17 protein-coding genes are annotated in these 18,122 nt (G+C 49.5%); 13 read left to right on the top strand and 4 right to left on the bottom strand.

From position 1 onward, the window contains the following. The first annotated feature begins 174 nt into the window (after window positions 1–174). The 8 genes from ACJJIS_RS21675 (at window position 175) to ACJJIS_RS21640 (ending at window position 7,572) form a co-directional block, all read left to right on the top strand. Complete coding sequence (locus tag ACJJIS_RS21675; RefSeq protein ID WP_475709052.1) at window positions 175–1,245, top strand: LysM peptidoglycan-binding domain-containing protein; 1,071 nt, start codon at window positions 175–177, stop codon at window positions 1,243–1,245. A 78-nt stretch (window positions 1,246–1,323) separates the two neighbouring features. After that, entirely contained in the window at window positions 1,324–2,490 is a 1,167-nt protein-coding gene (dprA, locus tag ACJJIS_RS21670) for a DNA-processing protein DprA (RefSeq protein ID WP_475709051.1), read from the top strand. 128 nt (window positions 2,491–2,618) lie between these two features. Then, window positions 2,619–4,052 carry a catalase gene (locus ACJJIS_RS21665; protein WP_475709050.1) on the top strand — a complete coding sequence of 478 codons (1,434 nt, stop codon included), beginning with the start codon at window positions 2,619–2,621 and terminating at the stop codon, window positions 4,050–4,052. Window positions 4,053–4,345: 293 nt separating this feature from the next. Beyond that, complete coding sequence (locus ACJJIS_RS21660; RefSeq protein ID WP_444906778.1) at window positions 4,346–4,912, top strand: L-threonylcarbamoyladenylate synthase; 567 nt, start codon at window positions 4,346–4,348, stop codon at window positions 4,910–4,912. A 27-nt stretch (window positions 4,913–4,939) separates the two neighbouring features. Beyond that, complete coding sequence (gene hemF / locus ACJJIS_RS21655; protein WP_444915098.1) at window positions 4,940–5,845, top strand: oxygen-dependent coproporphyrinogen oxidase; 906 nt, start codon at window positions 4,940–4,942, stop codon at window positions 5,843–5,845. A 30-nt stretch (window positions 5,846–5,875) separates the two neighbouring features. Further along, window positions 5,876–6,325, top strand: a complete 450-nt coding sequence (locus ACJJIS_RS21650) for a DUF6841 family protein (protein ID WP_413663901.1) — start codon at window positions 5,876–5,878, stop codon at window positions 6,323–6,325. Continuing rightward, complete coding sequence (aroE, locus tag ACJJIS_RS21645; RefSeq protein ID WP_444915097.1) at window positions 6,322–7,155, top strand: shikimate dehydrogenase; 834 nt, start codon at window positions 6,322–6,324, stop codon at window positions 7,153–7,155. The genes ACJJIS_RS21650 and aroE overlap by 4 nt, the downstream gene beginning before the upstream one ends. A 15-nt stretch (window positions 7,156–7,170) precedes the next feature. Beyond that, window positions 7,171–7,572, top strand: coding sequence for a hypothetical protein (locus tag ACJJIS_RS21640; protein WP_282930533.1), 402 nt, complete (start codon window positions 7,171–7,173; stop codon window positions 7,570–7,572). A gap of 32 nt (window positions 7,573–7,604) precedes the next feature. On the opposite strand, the gene ACJJIS_RS21635 is transcribed toward ACJJIS_RS21640, so the two are convergent. From ACJJIS_RS21635 to ACJJIS_RS21625, 3 genes are all read right to left on the bottom strand, one after another. Beyond that, on the bottom strand, window positions 7,605–8,123 hold the full coding sequence (locus ACJJIS_RS21635) for a carboxymuconolactone decarboxylase family protein (RefSeq protein WP_444915096.1): 519 nt from the start codon (window positions 8,121–8,123) through the stop codon (window positions 7,605–7,607). 85 nt (window positions 8,124–8,208) lie between these two features. Beyond that, window positions 8,209–9,123, bottom strand: a complete 915-nt coding sequence (locus ACJJIS_RS21630) for a LysR family transcriptional regulator (protein ID WP_444915095.1) — start codon at window positions 9,121–9,123, stop codon at window positions 8,209–8,211. Window positions 9,124–9,142: 19 nt separating this feature from the next. Then, window positions 9,143–9,697 carry a gamma carbonic anhydrase family protein gene (locus tag ACJJIS_RS21625; protein WP_444892455.1) on the bottom strand — a complete coding sequence of 185 codons (555 nt, stop codon included), beginning with the start codon at window positions 9,695–9,697 and terminating at the stop codon, window positions 9,143–9,145. Between the two features lie 65 nt (window positions 9,698–9,762). Here ACJJIS_RS21625 and ACJJIS_RS21620 point away from each other — a divergent pair, with 65 nt between their 5' ends. From ACJJIS_RS21620 to ACJJIS_RS21610, 3 genes are read left to right on the top strand one after another with little or no spacing between them, the layout of a single operon-like run. Continuing rightward, window positions 9,763–11,811, top strand: coding sequence for a M3 family metallopeptidase (locus tag ACJJIS_RS21620; protein ID WP_475709049.1), 2,049 nt, complete (start codon window positions 9,763–9,765; stop codon window positions 11,809–11,811). A 35-nt stretch (window positions 11,812–11,846) separates the two neighbouring features. Next, window positions 11,847–12,125 carry a YheV family putative zinc ribbon protein gene (locus tag ACJJIS_RS21615; RefSeq protein ID WP_282930528.1) on the top strand — a complete coding sequence of 93 codons (279 nt, stop codon included), beginning with the start codon at window positions 11,847–11,849 and terminating at the stop codon, window positions 12,123–12,125. Beyond that, window positions 12,122–12,952 carry a hypothetical protein gene (locus ACJJIS_RS21610; protein WP_444915093.1) on the top strand — a complete coding sequence of 277 codons (831 nt, stop codon included), beginning with the start codon at window positions 12,122–12,124 and terminating at the stop codon, window positions 12,950–12,952. Before ACJJIS_RS21615 ends, ACJJIS_RS21610 begins: the two co-directional genes overlap by 4 nt. A gap of 211 nt (window positions 12,953–13,163) precedes the next feature. On the opposite strand, the gene ACJJIS_RS21605 is transcribed toward ACJJIS_RS21610, so the two are convergent. Beyond that, a complete protein-coding gene (locus tag ACJJIS_RS21605; protein WP_475709048.1) occupies window positions 13,164–14,450 on the bottom strand; it encodes an MATE family efflux transporter in 1,287 nt (428 codons plus the stop codon). Between the two features lie 952 nt (window positions 14,451–15,402). Here ACJJIS_RS21605 and coxB point away from each other — a divergent pair. Together coxB and ctaD are read left to right on the top strand one after the other, a co-directional pair. After that, window positions 15,403–16,548 carry a cytochrome c oxidase subunit II gene (gene coxB, locus ACJJIS_RS21600; protein ID WP_413663910.1) on the top strand — a complete coding sequence of 382 codons (1,146 nt, stop codon included), beginning with the start codon at window positions 15,403–15,405 and terminating at the stop codon, window positions 16,546–16,548. A 20-nt stretch (window positions 16,549–16,568) separates the two neighbouring features. Next, window positions 16,569–18,119, top strand: a complete 1,551-nt coding sequence (gene ctaD, locus ACJJIS_RS21595; RefSeq protein ID WP_475709047.1) for a cytochrome c oxidase subunit I — start codon at window positions 16,569–16,571, stop codon at window positions 18,117–18,119. Window positions 18,120–18,122 lie beyond the last annotated feature (3 nt).

Raw genomic sequence — 18,122 nt, 5'->3', positions numbered from 1 at the left:
GACAAACTTCTAGTATTCGTTGAACGTGCGCTGATAACATTATGATCGCGCTCAAAATTTACCGAGTGGACCCCTGTTTTTGCTGGCGCTATGCGCCCGGGTCCGGTCTCGCTCCCTTCACGGGAGTGGCCCGGCGCTGAGAATTATAGCGATAAAGAGCATAGGAATGCTTCCATGAAAAAAATTATCCTGGCCGCGATCTCGATGTTAGCGGTTGCCCTTGGTGTCGAAGCACAGGATCAGGTTCGCCTGAACCCCAGTCACCCCGACGCTTATGTGGTGCAAAAGGGCGATACGCTCTGGGATATTTCCAGTCAATTTCTGGTGCAACCCTGGTACTGGCCGGAGATTTGGCAAGTGAACCCACAGGTGGAAAACCCCCACCTGATTTATCCAGGAGATAGCCTGCGCCTTGTTTACATCAATGGCCAGCCACAATTACAACTGCAGCGCGGCCCCCGGGCGTATCAACTATCCCCGGGGATTGATGGTAATCGGTTGTCGCCCTCGATCCGTCGCGAGGCGGTAGAAGACGCGATCTCGGCGATTCCGCTGGATGCGATTAATGCTTTCTTATCCCGTACCCGTATTGTGGAGCCCGGTGCTTTTGAAGGTACTCCTTACATTGTTTCCGGCTCCGATGACCACATTCTGATGGGAGCGGGTGACACCATCTATGCGCGCGGTAATTTTGGTGCTCCACTGCCGTCTTATGGCATTTATCGCCCCGGCCCGGTCTATACAGACCCTGTATCCGGAGAAGTCCTCGGTCGACAAGCCCTCGGTGTAGGTTCTGTCGACTTGCTGCAGTTGGACCCAGACAACAACCCGACCTTTTCCGTTGCGACTATGGGCGTGCGCAGCACTGCCCGTGAGGTTCGCCTTGATGATCGGTTGATGCCGGTGGAGGAGCGCTCAATTGAAGCCCTGTTCCACCCCAGCGCGCCCACTATCGCTATCGATAGCCTGATTGTAGGAGTCGATGAAGGGGTTACTCAAATTGGTAAATTTGATGTCGTAATTCTCAATGTCGGTGATCGGGATGGACTGCTGCCGGGTAATGTCCTGGCGATATACAAAGCGGGTTCAACAGTGCGTGACCGTATTGCTGGTGACGTAGTGAAGCTTCCAGATACCCGTGCCGGTGAGCTGATGGTATTCCGCACCTTTGAAAAAATGAGCCTAGCCCTGGTACTGGACGCCCGTCGTCCGCTGGCAGTGATGGATATGGTGCGCAACCCCTAAGCGATCCCAGAAAATCTCGCGGCTGGTGTTGCTGTTTGCCCTGCCGCACAACCTTCAAAACAGAAAATGGTAAGTCGCATGGATGCATTGACCGCTACTATGGCGTTGCTGCGTCTCGAGGGAATTGGCCCGGCTCGCTACTGGCAATTACTGGAGCACTTTGCCACTGCCGAAGAGGCTCTCCAGCAGTTTCCTCAATCTCTTCTGCAAAAGTTATCACCGCGGGCCCAAAACCAGTGGCGGGAATTTTCCAGCCGATCTGCCGCCAGTGAGCTCGCTGATTGGGTTGAGCTTGAGCGAGCCCGCTGCGCAGATCTGGGCGTGCAGCTGATTTGTCACAGCGATCCCGACTATCCCGCCCTTTTATCGGAGACGTCGCGCCCCCCGCCTGTGCTTTATATCCGTGGTGAAAAAAGCGCTCTAAATCTACCGCAGGTAGCGATGGTGGGTGCCCGTCGGGCCACTGTGGCGGGTCTGGATAATGCCCGGGCCTTTGCCGCGGAATTGGCAGGTTCCGGATTTGCTATCACTTCCGGGCTGGCTCTGGGCGTGGATGCCGCAGCTCACCGGGGGGCGCTGCAGGGAGCGGGCTCCACGATCGCAGTTTTGGGTAGTGGAGTTGACCGCATTTATCCAAAACATAATCGCTCCCTGGCGGAGGATATTCTCTCTGCAGGCGGTGCTCTAATAAGCGAATTGCCTCTTGGCAGCAATGCTGAAGCGAAGAATTTTCCTCGGAGGAACCGGATTATCAGTGGCCTTTCAATGGGGGTATTACTGGTAGAAGCAGCAATGCGCTCAGGTTCTCTGATTACGGCACGTTTGGCGCTGGAGCAGAATCGAGAGGTTTTTGCGATACCAGGTTCTATCCACAATCCAATGGCCAGGGGTTGCCACTACCTGATTAAAGAAGGTGCGACACTGGTTGAAACCAGCGCAGATGTAGCCGGCCAGCTCGGCGGTTTACTGGCAGAGCCCACACCCACTGAACTCCCCCCCGGTAAACCACTGCCCGAGCTTCAGCAACATATCATCAGAGCGCTTGCCGGAGGGCCTCGGAGTATCGAGCTATTGTCTCGTGATACCGGGATTGAGGCGGGTGAATTGATGGCTGTATTGATGGAGTTGGAGTTAGAGGGCTTGGTAGAGCAATTCACAGGGTCTTACCAGCTAACAATGAAGGGCAGCCGTTATACAGAAGGGAAAAAACTGGCTAAACCCCCTGCGGAGCCAGTGAGCCTCTAAAGGTCTTGCTCGGAAGTTACGGAAAGAATTAGTAAGAATCCCCTTGTTTGATGGTGTAGCCGCCGATCAATTCGCGCAGTTCTGGGACAGCGCTAATACTCAGTGGATTCCAAAAGTGGAGTCTAATTATGGCGGATAAACCCAAACTCACCACTGATGCCGGCGCTCCGGTTCCCGATAATCAAAATAGCCTTACAGCGGGGCCAGATGGCCCACTATTGATTCAAGATTATCAGCTTATCGAAAAACTGGCGCATCAAAATCGTGAGCGTATACCCGAGCGGGCGGTACATGCCAAAGGTTGGGGCGCCTATGGGGTTTTGAGGGTAACCGGTGATATTTCTAACTACACCTGTGCCCGGGTGCTGCAGCCTGGAGCAGAGACCCCACTGTTGGCTCGATTTTCAACTGTGGCCGGCGAGTTAGGTGCAGCTGATGCGGAACGGGATGTTCGTGGTTTTGCACTGAAGTTTTATACGGAGGAGGGCAATTGGGATTTGGTCGGCAACAATACGCCGGTCTTTTTTGTACGAGACCCCTACAAGTTCCCGGATTTTATCCACACACAAAAACGCCACCCCCGCACTCACTTGCGCTCCCCTACGGCCATGTGGGATTTCTGGTCGCTGAGCCCCGAGAGTCTTCACCAAGTGACCATACTATTCTCCGATCGCGGTTTGCCCATATCCCCGTTGCATATGAATGGTTATGGCTCCCATACCTTCTCACTGTGGAATCACAATGGAGAGCGCTTCTGGGTCAAATTTCATTTTAAGACTCAGCAGGGACATAGGTACTTCACCAATACGGAAGCTGAAGCTGTGATTGGACGCTCCAGGGAGAGTTACCAGGAGGCGATGTACAGCGCGATAGAAAATGGGGAATGCCCGAAGTGGACATTCCAAGTTCAGGTCATGCCCGAGGCAGACCTTGGCAAAACAAGCTACAACCCCTTTGACCTCACCAAGGTTTGGCCCCACGGTGATTACCCTCCCATCGAGGTGGGAACCATGGAGTTGAATCGCAACCCGCAAGACTATTTTGCAGAAATCGAGCAGGCAGCTTTCTCTCCATCCAATATCGTACCGGGTATCAGTTTCTCACCGGATAAGATGTTGCAAGCGCGTATATTTTCTTATGCCGATGCACACCGTCACCGCTTGGGGACTCACTACGAGAGTCTTCCCGTGAATGCTCCCCGCTGCCCGGTCCATAATTATTACCGGGATGGTGAAATGAATAGTACGGGTATCCGAAGCGGCAACCCGGATGCCTTTTATGAGCCCAATAGTTTTTCTGGACCAGAGGAGGACCCAAAAGCGAAAGAACCCCCGTTACCAATATCCGGTGCGGCAGATAGATATGACCACCGCAAAGGCAATGACGATTACAGTCAGGTTCGAGCGCTCTTTGATTTGTTCGACGATGAACAAAAACAGCGCTTATATAACAATATTGCAGAAGCGATGGCGGGTGTACCGGATGAAATAATTCAGCGACAATTGGCTGAGTTCCACAAAGTACATCCCAGCTATGCGTCAGGGGTAAAAATGGCGCTTTGAGGAGCTGTTCGCAGGCCCTGTTTAATATAAATTGCCACAGCCTTTGCTCAAATAGAAAGCTGGGCTGAGCAAGGCGGTTACAACTTGTGCGCAGTTGGGCAATCCGCTAGATTGCAGTGGTTTACCTCGCTCGGCAGTAAAGTAAGTCGAAAGAGAAGCCTTTTGGAGCGATCCTCGTGGATTTTGACTTCGATCTGCCTGTAGGAAAAGTTGCCTGGCGCCTTGGATAAATTCCATCTTCCGTTGCAGCAAGATTGGCAGCGGCCTAAAAATGAAGTAAGACCAGCTTAAAAATGAAGTATTCACCGCTTTCCGTAAAACAGGCTGCCCGCGCCCTGGCAGCGGGTGGTGTTATTGCCCATCCCACTGAATCTGTATGGGGCTTGGCTTGCGACCCCAATAACCTGCTGGCTGTCAGGCGCTTGCTACAACTCAAGCATCGCCCACTTGAGAAGGGTTTGATCCTGGTCTCCGGTGACAGAAGACATTTTGATCCGCTCCTTAGAAACCTTAGTGATCAACAACAGGAGCAGCTGGATTGCAGCTGGCCGGGACCGGTGACATGGCTCGTACCCCATCGGGGCTTAATTCCTGCCTGGGTCTGTGGAGTACATAAATCTGTGGCCCTGCGCTGCACCGATCACCCGTTTACTGCTGCGTTAACACGCGCCTTTGGCGGTGCTATCGTATCCACTTCAGCAAACCCGGCCGGGTCTCAGCCCGCCCGTAATAAGTACCAGGTACTACGCTATTTCGGCCGCGACCTCGACTTTGTCGGCGGCGGCTCGACCGGCGGCCGCAGCGCCCCCAGTGAAATTCGCGATCTGCAAAGCGGCCGTGTGCTGAGGGCGGGTGCCTAACCTCAAACAGAGACGTAGTTTTCGCCTATGAGTGATATCGATACCAAGGAAGTAAAGGCCTATCTACTCGGCCTACAAGACCGTATTTGCAATGCCCTGAGCGAAGAAGACGGTCAGTCATTTCGTGAGGATAACTGGGACAGGCCCGGTGGTGGCGGTGGTCGAACTCGAGTGCTGGAAGAGGGGAATCTGATCGAAAAAGGCGGAGTGAACTTTTCCCATGTTTATGGGGATGGACTCCCGCCTTCGGCCACGGCTAATCGCCCCGAACTGGCCGGTTGTTCTTTTGAAGCAATGGGCGTCTCCTTGGTCATTCACCCGCGCAACCCTTACGTACCCACTAGCCATGCAAACGTGCGTCTATTTGTGGCGAAAAAGCCAGGAGCTGAGCCCATCTGGTGGTTTGGTGGTGGCTATGATTTGACCCCGTATTACGGCTATCACGAGGATGCCGTACATTGGCACCAAACGGCCAAGCAGGCCTGTGAGCCTTTTGGCAGGGAGGTATACCCTCGCTTTAAGCAGTGGTGTGACAAATATTTCTACTTGAAGCATCGGGATGAAGCTCGGGGAGTCGGCGGACTCTTTTTCGATGATTTTAACGAAGGTGGCTACGACAATGCTTTTGCGCTTATGCGCGCTGTTGGCGATAGTTACTTGGAGGCTTATCTACCCATTGTGCAGAAGCGCAAAGAGGCTGCTTACGGTGAGCGCGAGCGTGAATTCCAACTCTACCGCCGTGGGCGCTATGTGGAATTCAACCTGGTCTTTGATCGTGGCACTCTGTTCGGATTGCAAAGTGGTGGGCGTACAGAATCCATTCTGATGTCCTTGCCGTCACTGGTGAGTTGGAAGTATGACTGGCAACCAGAGCCGGGATCTGCGGAAGAGAAGCTATACACTGATTTTCTGCCACACAGAGACTGGGTATAGCCAAGCAATTTGTCACAATGGAGGTTTGTTGTGCACCCATCGCGATTGGAAGGAATCAACTCCCTGTTTCTCGATTACAGGCGGCATTTTGAAACGGGAGATGTTGAGCAGATTGCTGACTTTTATCGTTTCCCACTGCACTACTACCGGGAAGATGGCGTAAAGCTCACCGTAGAACGGGATGAGTTTATCCAGCAGGTGGTTAAGCTCCTCAATGCTTATCGACGCCTTGGTGTCTGTCAGATTCTCGGCACTGTTACCGAGGTGATAGAGCTGAATAATTACAGCACCCTTGCGAGCTTGCGCTGGACCCTGTTACACCCGCAGGGGGAAGAAAAGGCGGTAGAGCTGTACAGCTCACAAACCCGCTATTTAGTCACCGAAGCTGCCGACGGCCTCAAAATTGACGGTTTAATAATTGTCGATGAAAGTGCCAAGATTCGTGAGGCAGCGAGAGAGCGCAAAAGGGCGGAATCATGAGTGACCGCTATGCGGTGGTGGGTAACCCTATAGAGCACTCCCTCTCACCGGAGATACACCGAGCCTTTGTCGCGCAAACAGGCGAGGATATCGATTACAGGAAACTGCTTGCCCCTCTGGATGGCTTTGTTGATTACGCGCGAACATTTTTTGCTGAGGGTGGTTGTGGCCTCAATGTGACGGTGCCCTTCAAGCTGCAAGCATTTGAGATGGCGGATAACTTGACCGAGCGGGCTGCGTCAGTGGGAGCGGTGAATACCTTGGCACTGGCCGAAGGTGGAAAGATTCTCGGCGACAACACCGACGGGACCGGCCTGGTATTTGATATTTGTACCAACTTGGGCTGGGAAATTAAGGATCGGAAAGTTCTCTTACTGGGAGCTGGCGGAGCCGCCCGGGGAGCATTGCTGCCAATCCTTGCGGAAAAACCAGCACATTTACATATTGCCAACCGCACCTCAGAAAAAGCGGTACAGCTTGCGGCAGAATTTTCCCAGTTGGGCGAATTAAGTGGTGGCGGCCTGGAGGAATTGAGAGGCTGCTACGACCTGATTATCAATGCGAGTTCCGCAAGCCTTGGCGGTGTGCTGCCGCCGCTTCCTGAAGGCTGTGTCGCCAGTCATGGTAAAGCTTACGACATGATGTACGCCGCCGAGCCAACGCCTTTTTTACAATGGGCGCGTGGACAGGGCGCAGAGAGTGCTGATGGCCTTGGGATGTTGGTAGAGCAGGCCGCTGAGTCATTTTTACTGTGGCGTGGTGTACGTCCTGAAACAGCGCCGATCATGGCCAAGTTGCGCCGGGCCCTCAATCAGACAACCGATAATTAAAAGAGAGAAAGCGTTGTGCGTGATATTGTGCGAAACCTGTCGATTTGTTTTGCTGTGGGGTGTTTCGGTGGGCTCTGCTATGCCGTGGGGCTATGGGCCATGGGGCGGTATGGCTTCACCCAGTTTCTAGGGGTAGATTTGGCGCCATCCCTGAGCAATGCCTACCTGTACCAGCGCGTAGTTTGGGGTGGAGTTTTCGGGCTGCTGTTTTTGTTGCCTTTGCGCAACGCCTGGTTAATAAGGGGCTTCCTCTTATCCCTGGTGCCGGCAGGGTTGATGCTGTTGTATCTTCTGCCGCAGAGAGGTTATGACTACGGTGCTCTGGTACTGGGACAAATGACGCCCCTGGTTATCGTTCTAGCTTGTGCCATTGGCGGCATAGGTGCATCGGCACTGCTGCGGCTACAGGGTAAATAGTGAGGAGGCCTTGGTTGCCAAGGCCTGCCACATCACTGTTTAAATTCGATCTCAACCAGGCTGCAGCTTTGGGTATATCCCATAGCCCGCTTGATTGTGGGGAAGACCGACGCGGTAGCGACGCTGACCCCCAGCTCGATTCTCTGTCGGTTATCCAGTTGTGCACCTATCCGTTCATTGAGAACAGGATCGATCGTTTTGTAGCTGGCCACGGCTGTTGCAAAATCAAAAATGTCCTGCAAGTTCTCAGGCAGGCCGCTGCCGCCTTGGATACAAGCTTTCACCAAGTGGGGTTCAACACCAGCCTCTAGGGCCATACGCACATTCAGTTGCAGGCACATGCCGCAATCAGCTACTTGCATTGCCGCTATCTTACTCACCCAAAAAACATCAATAGGTAAAAACTCCCTGTGCATGGATAGGGGCTGAAAATTTCTAAATTTTTCAAAGCCTTCAGGAGAGCCCTGAAGAAACTCGCGCAAGTAGTCCATGTCATAGCGGTATTTTTGGGAGAAGGCCTCCATTTCCTGGAGGTATTGCTCTTTCGACATAGTTTGGCTCCTAATCAAGTCGGATTGAGTCACAGACCATCGGCCTACAACGCCAAGTCTTATGTAAAAGCCTGATAGGTAAAAATTAGTTTCTATCGGATATTTCGATAGGTGGGCTGTAAAAGTTACCGTAGAGTCGCCGGGCCTCTCGGGCAAACCATTGCGCAGCTAAGCCTTGTGGCGTCTGCTTGGACCAGAGCAGATCCACACCGAGGCTCCAGGTATTGAGAGAACCGGTTAAGTTGAGCTCAACCAACCTGCCGCTTTTTAAAAAGGGCCGGGCCAGTTCGTAGGGCGCATTGACCCACCCAACCCCCTTACATGCCAGATCCAGGGCCTGTAGCAGAGAATCACTCCGCCAAGTCTGTGCAGAGAGCTGCCAACGGTACCTTTGGGATTCTGGTGCTGTGGTGATCTGTCGGTGCTGGGCCGCTTCATTCAATGAGGATTGTTTTTTCTGGGCAAGGGGATGTTCCGGGCAGGCCAGGCTAAGTACCCGCTGTTGTCCCAGGTTACTGGTATCCAGCGAGCTGGGATAGGAATCCCTTGAGGTGACAAAGGCAAAATCGGCTTCACCCAGTGTCACCTGCTGGACTGCTTCCTCCCCAGTAACACTGCCGAGCTGAAGCTCAGTATGCGGAAAGCGCTCGCTGAAAGTTACCAGCATATCGTTGAGTCGATCTGGCATTACCAGCTCTTCAAATAATATATTGAGCTGGGGCTCCTCTCCCCGCTGGAAGGAAATTGCCGCTTGTTGGAAGCGCTGCAACTGCCCCAACGATTGACGTGCTAATGGTAGTAATGCCAAAGCGGCGGCGGTGGGTTGGGGATATTTCCCTTCGCGGTTAAATAGAGTCAGCCCCAGGTCGAGTTCAAGATTTTGAATCAAGCTGCTTACAGAAGACTGAGCCCGGCCCACTTCGCGAGCAACCGCCGAAAAAGATCCGACTTCACAGGAGCGCACAAAAATATGCAGCTGGTCCATATTCAGGTTAAGCATAGCGGGGAGCCGGCTGTGACTATGGTTGCTGCTTAAGGAGATACTGATCTTTCAGTTTCACGTAGTTTTCAGCGGAATACTTAAAGAAAGCCTTTTCCTTGTCAGACAGGGGGCGCGCCTTTTTGCAGGGGGCGCCTACGTAGAGATAACCACTCTCCAGGGTTTTACCGGGCGGAACCAGTGCTCCGGCTGCCAGTACGACATCGTCCTCAATAATGGCTCCGTCGAGAACAATAGATCCGATACCAATTAAGATCCGGTTGCCGATGGTACAACCGTGCAGGCAGGCTTTATGACCGATAGTGACATCTTCGCCAATGGTCAGCGGCCAACCGTCGGCGTTGAATGGTCCCGCATGGGTGATATGGAGAACAGCCCCATCCTGTACACTGGTTCGCGCGCCGATGCGGATCTTATGCATATCACCGCGCACAACGGCCATGGGCCATACGGAGCAATCATCCCCCAGGGTAACGTCACCAATGACTGCGGATTGCGGATCGATATATACGCTGTCGCCAAGTTCTGGAAACTTCTCGCCGTGGGAATCATCGTGGCTGCGCAGTGGGGACATAAATAAGCTCCTGTACAATGAATCCTCTATCATAGCTTTATCCTAATTCGAGCACAGAGTCTTATATGTCCAATCCACTGTTGAATATCCCGCTGCTGCCGCCTTTTGATAATCTCGAGCCCGAGCAGGTGGAACCCGCCATCGCCGAACTGATTAAAACGTGTGAGCAAACCCTTCAACAGGGATTGGAGACCCCCAGCTGGGATAATACGCTGGTGCCTCTGGAGCAGGCGGAAGACCAGCTAAATCGAGCCTTCTCCCCAGTCAGTCACCTGAATAGCGTTCTAAGTGGCCCCTGGCGGGCGCCCTATGAGGCCGCTTTAGCCAAAGTGACGGCTTACTGGACAAAGCAGGGGCAAAATCGTGAACTTTACGACCTGTACCTCCAATTAATGCAGTCGCCCGAGTTTGTAAACTGGCCACAGGCACGCAAGAAGTCTTTGGAGCTGGGAGTCAGAGACTTTGAACTTGGTGGTGTAGGCCTTGAAGGAGAGGCCCGTGAAAAGTTTGCCGTTAACAGTCAGCGTTTGGCGGAGTTATCCAGCCAATTTGCCAACAATGTCCTCGATGCAACCAATGCCTGGACCTGGCATACAAATGATGAAGCTCAGCTTCAGGGGCTTCCTCAAACTGCTCTTGCCGCTGCACGGAATGCAGCTGAGGCAAAAGGCCTCGATGGGTGGCTGATTACCTTAGAGGGGCCCAGCTTTCTCGCTGTTATGACCCACGCTGAAAATAGATCTCTGCGTCGGGATGTCCATTTGGCTTTTGTTAGTCGCGCATCCGAAGTTGGTCCCCAGGCAGGTGAATACGATAACTCCGAAGTGATGGAGGCAATTCTCGCATTGCGCGCTGAACAGGCCAGTTTACTGGGAATGAACAGCTATGCGGAGTTGTCATTGGCCAGCAAAATGGCTCCAAATACAGAGCGGGTTTTGGAATTTCTACAGGATCTGGCAGAACGAGCCAGGCCAGCTGCCCAACGAGAAATGGCTGAGCTGAAAGCGTTTGCTGCAGACCAACTCAGTATTGAAGAGTTGCAACCATGGGATGTGGCCTGGGCCGCAGAAAAGCTCAAACAGCAGCGATACGCCATCAGCCAAGAGGAATTGAGGCCCTATTTCCCTTACGCCAAAGTCGTTGACGGCCTCTTTACTGTGGTGGATAAATTATTCGGAATCACAGTTGAAGAAGATACCAGCGTTGCTACTTGGCATGCCGACGTGCAGTTCTTTTGGCTGCTGAGAGATGGCGAAAAGATAGCTGGTTTCTATTTGGATGCGTTCGCGCGTGAGAAAAAGCGTGGCGGGGCCTGGATGGATACAGTAAGTAGTCGTCGCCACACGCTCAACGGACTCCAGTTGCCTATAGCTTATCTAGTATGTAATTTCAGTCCGGCTGCAGGTGATATCCCCTCACTTTTAACCCACACGGAAGTAACCACTTTATTCCATGAATTCGGCCATGGCCTCCACCATATGCTGACACAGATTGATGTGGCAGCAGTTTCTGGTATTAATGGTGTTGCTTGGGATGCGGTGGAAATGCCCAGCCAATTTCTGGAAAATTGGTGTTGGCAACCCCAGGCTATTTCCATAATTTCTGCACATTTCGAAACTGGAGAGGCCCTTCCCGAAGCTTTACTGAATAAAATGCTGGCAGCGAAAAATTTCCAATCTGCCATGTTTACAGTACGCCAGTTGGAGTTTGCACTTTTTGATTTTCGCCTCCATGCCAGCGAAGAGGCATTGACCGCCGATAAAGTTCAGGTTTTACTGGATCAGGTACGAGCAGAGATTGCTGTTGTGCCTATCGCCGCAGAAAACCGCTTCCAAAATGCTTTTAGCCATATTTTTGCTGGTGGTTATGCCGCAGGATATTACAGCTATAAATGGGCAGAAGTGCTTTCGGCAGATGCTTTTTCTCTATTTGAGGAAGATGGTATCTTTAATAGAGAGACGGGAAATAAATTTCTGCACAGTATTTTGGAACAGGGTGGTAGCCGTGATGCGTTGGAGCTGTTTGTTCAATTCCGTGGACGAGAGCCGCAAATTGATGCCCTATTGCGTCACTCTGGTATCGAGCAGCAAGAGCTGAATATCAGTCCTGTGTAACGGATAAGTCAGTCATGAAATATTGAGTAGTAGTCATGATGAAGAAAGAAGATTCGGCTGAGTCTGGTAAGATCGTTAAAAAACGCTTTATTGCAGGGGCTGTGTGCCCCCGCTGTAGCGAAATGGATAAAATTATTAACTATCACAAGGATGGGAAAAATTATAGGGAATGTGTTGCCTGTGGGTTTAAGGATGAAATTCGATTGCAGTCAGCGCCAACAGAACTGTCTACTCGTGTTAACCAAGATACAGAGAAAGATATTCACGAGGAGCCAGTGAAACTTATCCAACCCACAAGTAGCCGTAAAAAGTGAAAAAAATATTTTTTATACTGGTGGTTTTTATTACGGTTGCGATCATAGGTCTCTATGGCCTTGATCGCCATCGAAAAAATACAGAACGGCAGAGAGAACAAGTTGCCTATCTACTAACGAGCTGTGTGAATCAGGGGATACTTACGTTATTCCGTTTACAGGCTAATGACTGGAAAGCCCATCCAGATTTTTACATTGAAGAGGAAAATAGGTTGGGAGTGGCTGTAAAAGCTTTACCTGATCAAATCCTTAAAGGAGAATCTTTTGAAAAGTGGAGACATGCAATAAAGATTTGTGACAAGCTCACAAGGAATAGCAATTTGCAACATGTCACTATTTTTCGCCCCCTAGGCGATTTCTCCGAAAAGGAAATCTCCAATATATATACCTTGAAAGATCGCGGTGCTCTGCGGAAGCGGGAAAAGACTATTCACGCACTATATGAATCAGCAGAAGCTGCTGCTCGCTATATGAAAGACCTAAAGCGTGATATCAACACGCAATTAAAAGCCTTTCGTTTTTCAGATGAAGAGCGCGAATTAACTCTTCAAAGAATCAGTTCTCAGGTTTTAGATAATTACCAACAAGGTAATTTTTCCAAAAAGCAGGCAGATACCTATCTGGAAAGGGTATCTCTTTTTTACAAAACCATGGCCGAGAACCCAAAGTCCTACAGTGTCCGAAATGGCAGCCTATATTTTTATAGCCAAGAATTAAAGCAGAAGGTTGAAGACTTATATAATGCTGTCATCCAGGGAGAAGGAGCGTTTTATGGAAATTTTAAGCAAATTTTAGTGCAAAAACAGGTGCGGTCTTCAAGCTATTAAAAATGTGAGCGGGCTTTATTATTTGTTGCTTTGCCCGCTCATTATTTACCAACCTGAGATTATAGCTTTAAATGTGTTTGTAGCATCGTAAGAGATTTACTATTTTGATAGTGAGTAATCCTGACTGAAATAGTTAATTTCTCAATCGCAAAATTTGTCACATTCTGTTATTTATACATTAAAAAATAACTCTAAATATCCTGCCACAGTTTTACTGTAATTTACGTATCCAGGAATTGGTTACAATGTAGTATTGAAAATATACTATGAGTCCTAAAGATCGTGCTCCGATCCACAAAAACAAGCTGAACCATATGCCTGTATTCCCCCAATCCCTTGTAAACCACCAGGCGGGAAAGAAAACCAGTACTGAGGCTATAAACATAGTATTACGCATATCGCGACTTCTCCCAGCACCGATAAAAACACCATCGAGCTGATAGCTCCAAACCGCTAATAAAGGTAGTGCACAGAGCCACCAATATACCTGTTCCGCTTGGTGAATTACTGGTTTGATATCTGTAAATAAAGATAGAATGAAGGGTTTCCCTGAAACTAGAACCAGCGTAATCAGGACAGCGCTTCCCAGGGCCCACAAACCTGCACTGCGAACGGTATTTCTGAATAGAGCCGTTGATCTTTTTGCCATGGATTCCCCAACCAAGGCCTCGGTAGCATGAGCAAAACCATCCAGGGCATAGGAAGTCATCATTAATAACTGTATAAGAATAGCATTTGCAGCAAGTACATTATCACCTTGGGCTGCCCCTTGTGCAGTAAAAAAAGTGAGTGTTAGCAAGAGCAAACAGGTTCTTATAAACAAGTCTGTATTTATCTTTAAAAGATTGATCCATGGGGATGAATCGATCCAGGGGAGAAGTTTCTTCTGCCCAATTTCTTTGCGTATATAGGACCAGATACCAACATGAACCCTGGAAAGAAGATAGAGACCCAGTAGAAATGCAAAAATATCAGCGAGTACCGTTGCCGCTGCTGCACCTTTTGCCCCTAGGCCCAGGCCAAGAATAAATAGGAAATCGAGGGCTATGTTCAGTAGATTGGCAGCGAAAAGTATATATAGAGGCGCACGGCTATCTTGTCGACCAATAAAAAAACCCAGAATGGCAAAGTTTGCCAGAGCCAGTGGGGCAGATAACAGACGTATTTGTAGGTAGGCCAGTGCGTGGGGTTGTGCTTCCTGACTGGCATTCATCCACTCAACGATATAGTAGATTAAAGGAGAGGCAACAATAAACAGAATGATTCCCAACCCCATGGCTAATACTAGTGCACGTACTAACCATTGAATCCCAAGATCTGTACTCCGAGCCACCAGTCCGGTAGTACCCATGCGCAGAAACCCAAATGCCCATAAAAGCATCGACATTACGCTAGCCCCGATAGCTACACCGGATAGGTACTCTGCAGATGGGAGGTGACCAAGAATTGCGGTATCTACTATCCCGAGTAAGGGCACTGAAATATTACTCAGTATCATTGGCCAAGCCAGATTCCAGACGCGAGACATGGGTTGGGATTCAAGTTTTGTAGAAGAAGGCATAAGTCATAACAACTAACGGATAGATTGGCTTCTAGCCGAAATCGGAAAAAGAAAAGCTGTGCAGGCGGATTCTACCAATGGTAACAGTACAGAGCTGATAAGATCCTTTTCCTAAATCGGTCTCCAAATACTGCTATTAGCAATTCATTTGGTAACGCTTACAAAATCGAAACGAAATATTTGGCGGAAAAATCATTTTGATTGAGTGTAGATAGTACAGGATTCTGTATTGATCTGCCTGATAATCCTCAAGCTTATTGAAACTAATCTGCCTTGGTTGTGTGAAGCAGTCAGAATTTAGTATTAGAGATTAAAAATCGTTGTCAACCTGTGTAAAAGCAATCAGGGGCACTTGAACCCGAGGATTTATACTTCTCTTGGCAGCATTGTTAATGCTTGATTAGTTGTCATCTTTCACCAAATAAATTGCCATGTCTCTATTTGGTGCGACTTTTTTCTGCTTGTGAAAAAGTATCCTATCAAAGTGGTTAAATTTATTTGTTAATCACCGAATTTTTTCACAAAGCGACAACGTTATTCAAAAATGATCCCGATTGACTTTTTCGTGTCGATGTGTTCCTTTTGTACCTGCAGTAGTTGCGACAAATAAAGAAACTGGTTGTTGGTTGTACCTTTCCGGACGACGGCATCTGGAGTAAAAAATCTTTTACTAAGAATAACAAGTTGCACTGACGGCAGTAACGCGAGGTGGTCTCCTCGCCCAGTGTATGTAGTCTTGTGTTACTACAGTATGTCCACAAATTTTGTGTGGAATTAATCCTGTTAGGCAGTTGATACAGGTAAAATTCGCTTATCCGTGAAGGCCAGTGGCCAAAATAAAAATTACGGGTTTCCCTGAGAGACCCGCAACCACGGAGATCTGTAGGCGATGTTGAAAGGCTTTGATCGGCTGTTCGCCTTGCTGGCTACTTCGCTATCTGCACAAGCGGTGTTAGCGAATGAGCAGGACGTTGAGCGCTGGGGGGTTAATATGCCCCAGGGGGTGACAGAAGTCGCCCAGACCACCTACGAGTTACACATGCTGATCTTTTGGATTTGTGTGGCTATAGGGGCATTGGTGTTCAGCATCATGTTCTACAGCATGTGGCGTCACCGCAAAAGTAAGGGATACCAAGCGGCCCAATTTCATGAGAGCACGGTTGTGGAATTGGTGTGGACTATTATTCCCACCGTCATCCTGATTCTGATGGCGATACCGGCCACCAAAACGCTCTATGATATTTACGATACTGAGGAAGAAGATCTCAATATCGTAATCACCGGTTATCAGTGGAAGTGGAAATATGAATATCGGGGCACTGATGTTTCATTCTTTTCCAGCTTGTCCACTCCCAAAGCTCAAATTGATAACCTCCAGCCTAAGGGTGCTAACTACCTCCTAGAAGTCGATGAGCCCCTGGTTGTTCCTATCAAGAAAAAAATCCGCTTCCTGATTACTGCCAATGATGTGATACATGCGTGGTGGGTCCCAGATCTAGCCGTTAAAAAAGATGCTATCCCCGGTTTTATCAATGATGCCTGGACGCGTATTGAGGAGCCGGGAATATATCGCGGGCAGTGTGCTGAATTGTGCGGAAAAGACCATGGATTTATGCCTATTGTTGTGAAAGCAGTACCACAGGCTGAATACGATGCCTGGTTGAGTTCTCGTGCAGCAGAAGCCATAAAAATGCGTGAACTTACAGCGAAGACATTTACCTTCGAAGAGCTTTTTGCTCAGGGTGAAAAAGTCTATACACGCACATGTGCCGCCTGCCACCAGCCGAACGGGCAGGGAGTACCCGGAGTATTCCCGGCAATTGCTGGCTCAAAAATTGCTACCGGTCCCCTCAATGGCCACTTAGATATCGTTATCGATGGTTCTACGGTAAACCCCGCAATGCAGGCTTTTGGTGAGCAGCTATCAGAAGTGGATCTGGCTGCGGTAATTACTTACCAGCGAAACGCTTTCGGCAATGAGATGGGTGATACCGTCCAACCCGTAGATATCCTCAACTTTAAGAATAAGCAGTAAGCGCCCGGAGGAATTTAAGAATGGCACATGGTCCTCAGCCCGGTATAAAGCGTTGGCTCTATACGACCAACCACAAAGATATAGGCTCTATGTATTTGTGGTTTAGTTTTGCGATGTTCCTGCTCGGCGGATGTATGGCATTGGTTATACGCGCTGAATTATTCGAGCCCGGTTTGCAAATTGTACAGCCGGAATTTTTCAATCAAATGACCACTATGCATGGTCTGATCATGGTATTTGGTGCCGTAATGCCGGCTTTTGTGGGGTTGGCTAATTGGATGATACCAATGATGATTGGTGCGCCAGATATGGCACTGCCAAGAATGAATAACTGGAGTTTTTGGATTTTGCCCTTTGCTTTCGCAATGTTGGCATCGACCTTATTTATGGAAGGGGGAGCGCCTAATTTCGGTTGGACATTTTATGCACCACTTTCAACGGAATATGCGCCACCCAGCGTAACCTTCTTCATTTTTGCCATTCATATTATGGGTGCCTCGTCCATCATGGGTGCGATCAACATTATCGCTACCATTTTGAATATGCGTGCTCCTGGTATGACCTTGATGAAAATGCCGTTGTTTGTATGGACCTGGCTGATCACTGCTTACCTTTTGATTGCTGTAATGCCGGTGTTAGCCGGAGTAGTGACCATGATGTTGATGGACATTCATTTTGGCACAAGTTTCTTCAGTGCAGCCGGTGGCGGTGATCCGGTTCTATTCCAGCATGTGTTCTGGTTCTTCGGACACCCGGAAGTTTACATCATGATTTTGCCGGCCTTTGGCATTATCTCTGCAATTATCCCCACCTTCGCTCGTAAGCCTCTTTTTGGATACAGCTCCATGGTATATGCCACCGCAGCAATTGCATTCCTGAGCTTTATCGTATGGGCGCACCATATGTTTACTGTGGGAATGCCGATTGCAGGTGAACTGTTCTTTATGTACGCCACAATGCTGATCGCTGTACCTACAGGAGTGAAAATCTTTAACTGGGTTTCCACCATGTTCCGGGGATCCATGACATTTGAAACCCCGATGCTTTTTGCAATTGCATTCATCATCCTTTTCGCCATCGGTGGATTCTCTGGTCTGATGCTAGCGATTGCGCCTGCAGACTTCCAATATCACGATACATACTTTGTGGTTGCCCATTTCCACTATGTGCTGGTTCCTGGTGCAATCTTCTCAATTACTGCTGGTGTTTACTATTGGTTGCCCAAATGGACTGGCCATATGTATAGCGAAGTTATGGGCAAGGTACATTTCTGGCTGGCATTTATTGGTCTCAATGTAACTTTCTTCCCAATGCACTTTGTTGGCCTGGCTGGTATGCCACGTCGGATACCTGATTACGCACTGCAATTTGCGGATTTCAATCAAATATCCAGTATCGGTGCCTTCCTGTTTGGCGCCGCACAAATAGTATTTTTGTTTAATGTGGTACGAACTGTAATGGGCGGGAAACAAGCATCCGATCAGGTTTGGGATGATCCTGAGGGACTGGAATGGACGGTTGCTTCCCCGGCCCCATATCACACGTTTAGTACGCCACCGGTTGTACGTTGACCT

The sequence above is a fragment of the Microbulbifer maximicatervae (SeqCode) genome (assembly GCF_056231245.1).
Note: the sequence above shows the minus strand (reverse complement) of the source record. Positions and strands in the feature narration are given on the sequence as shown.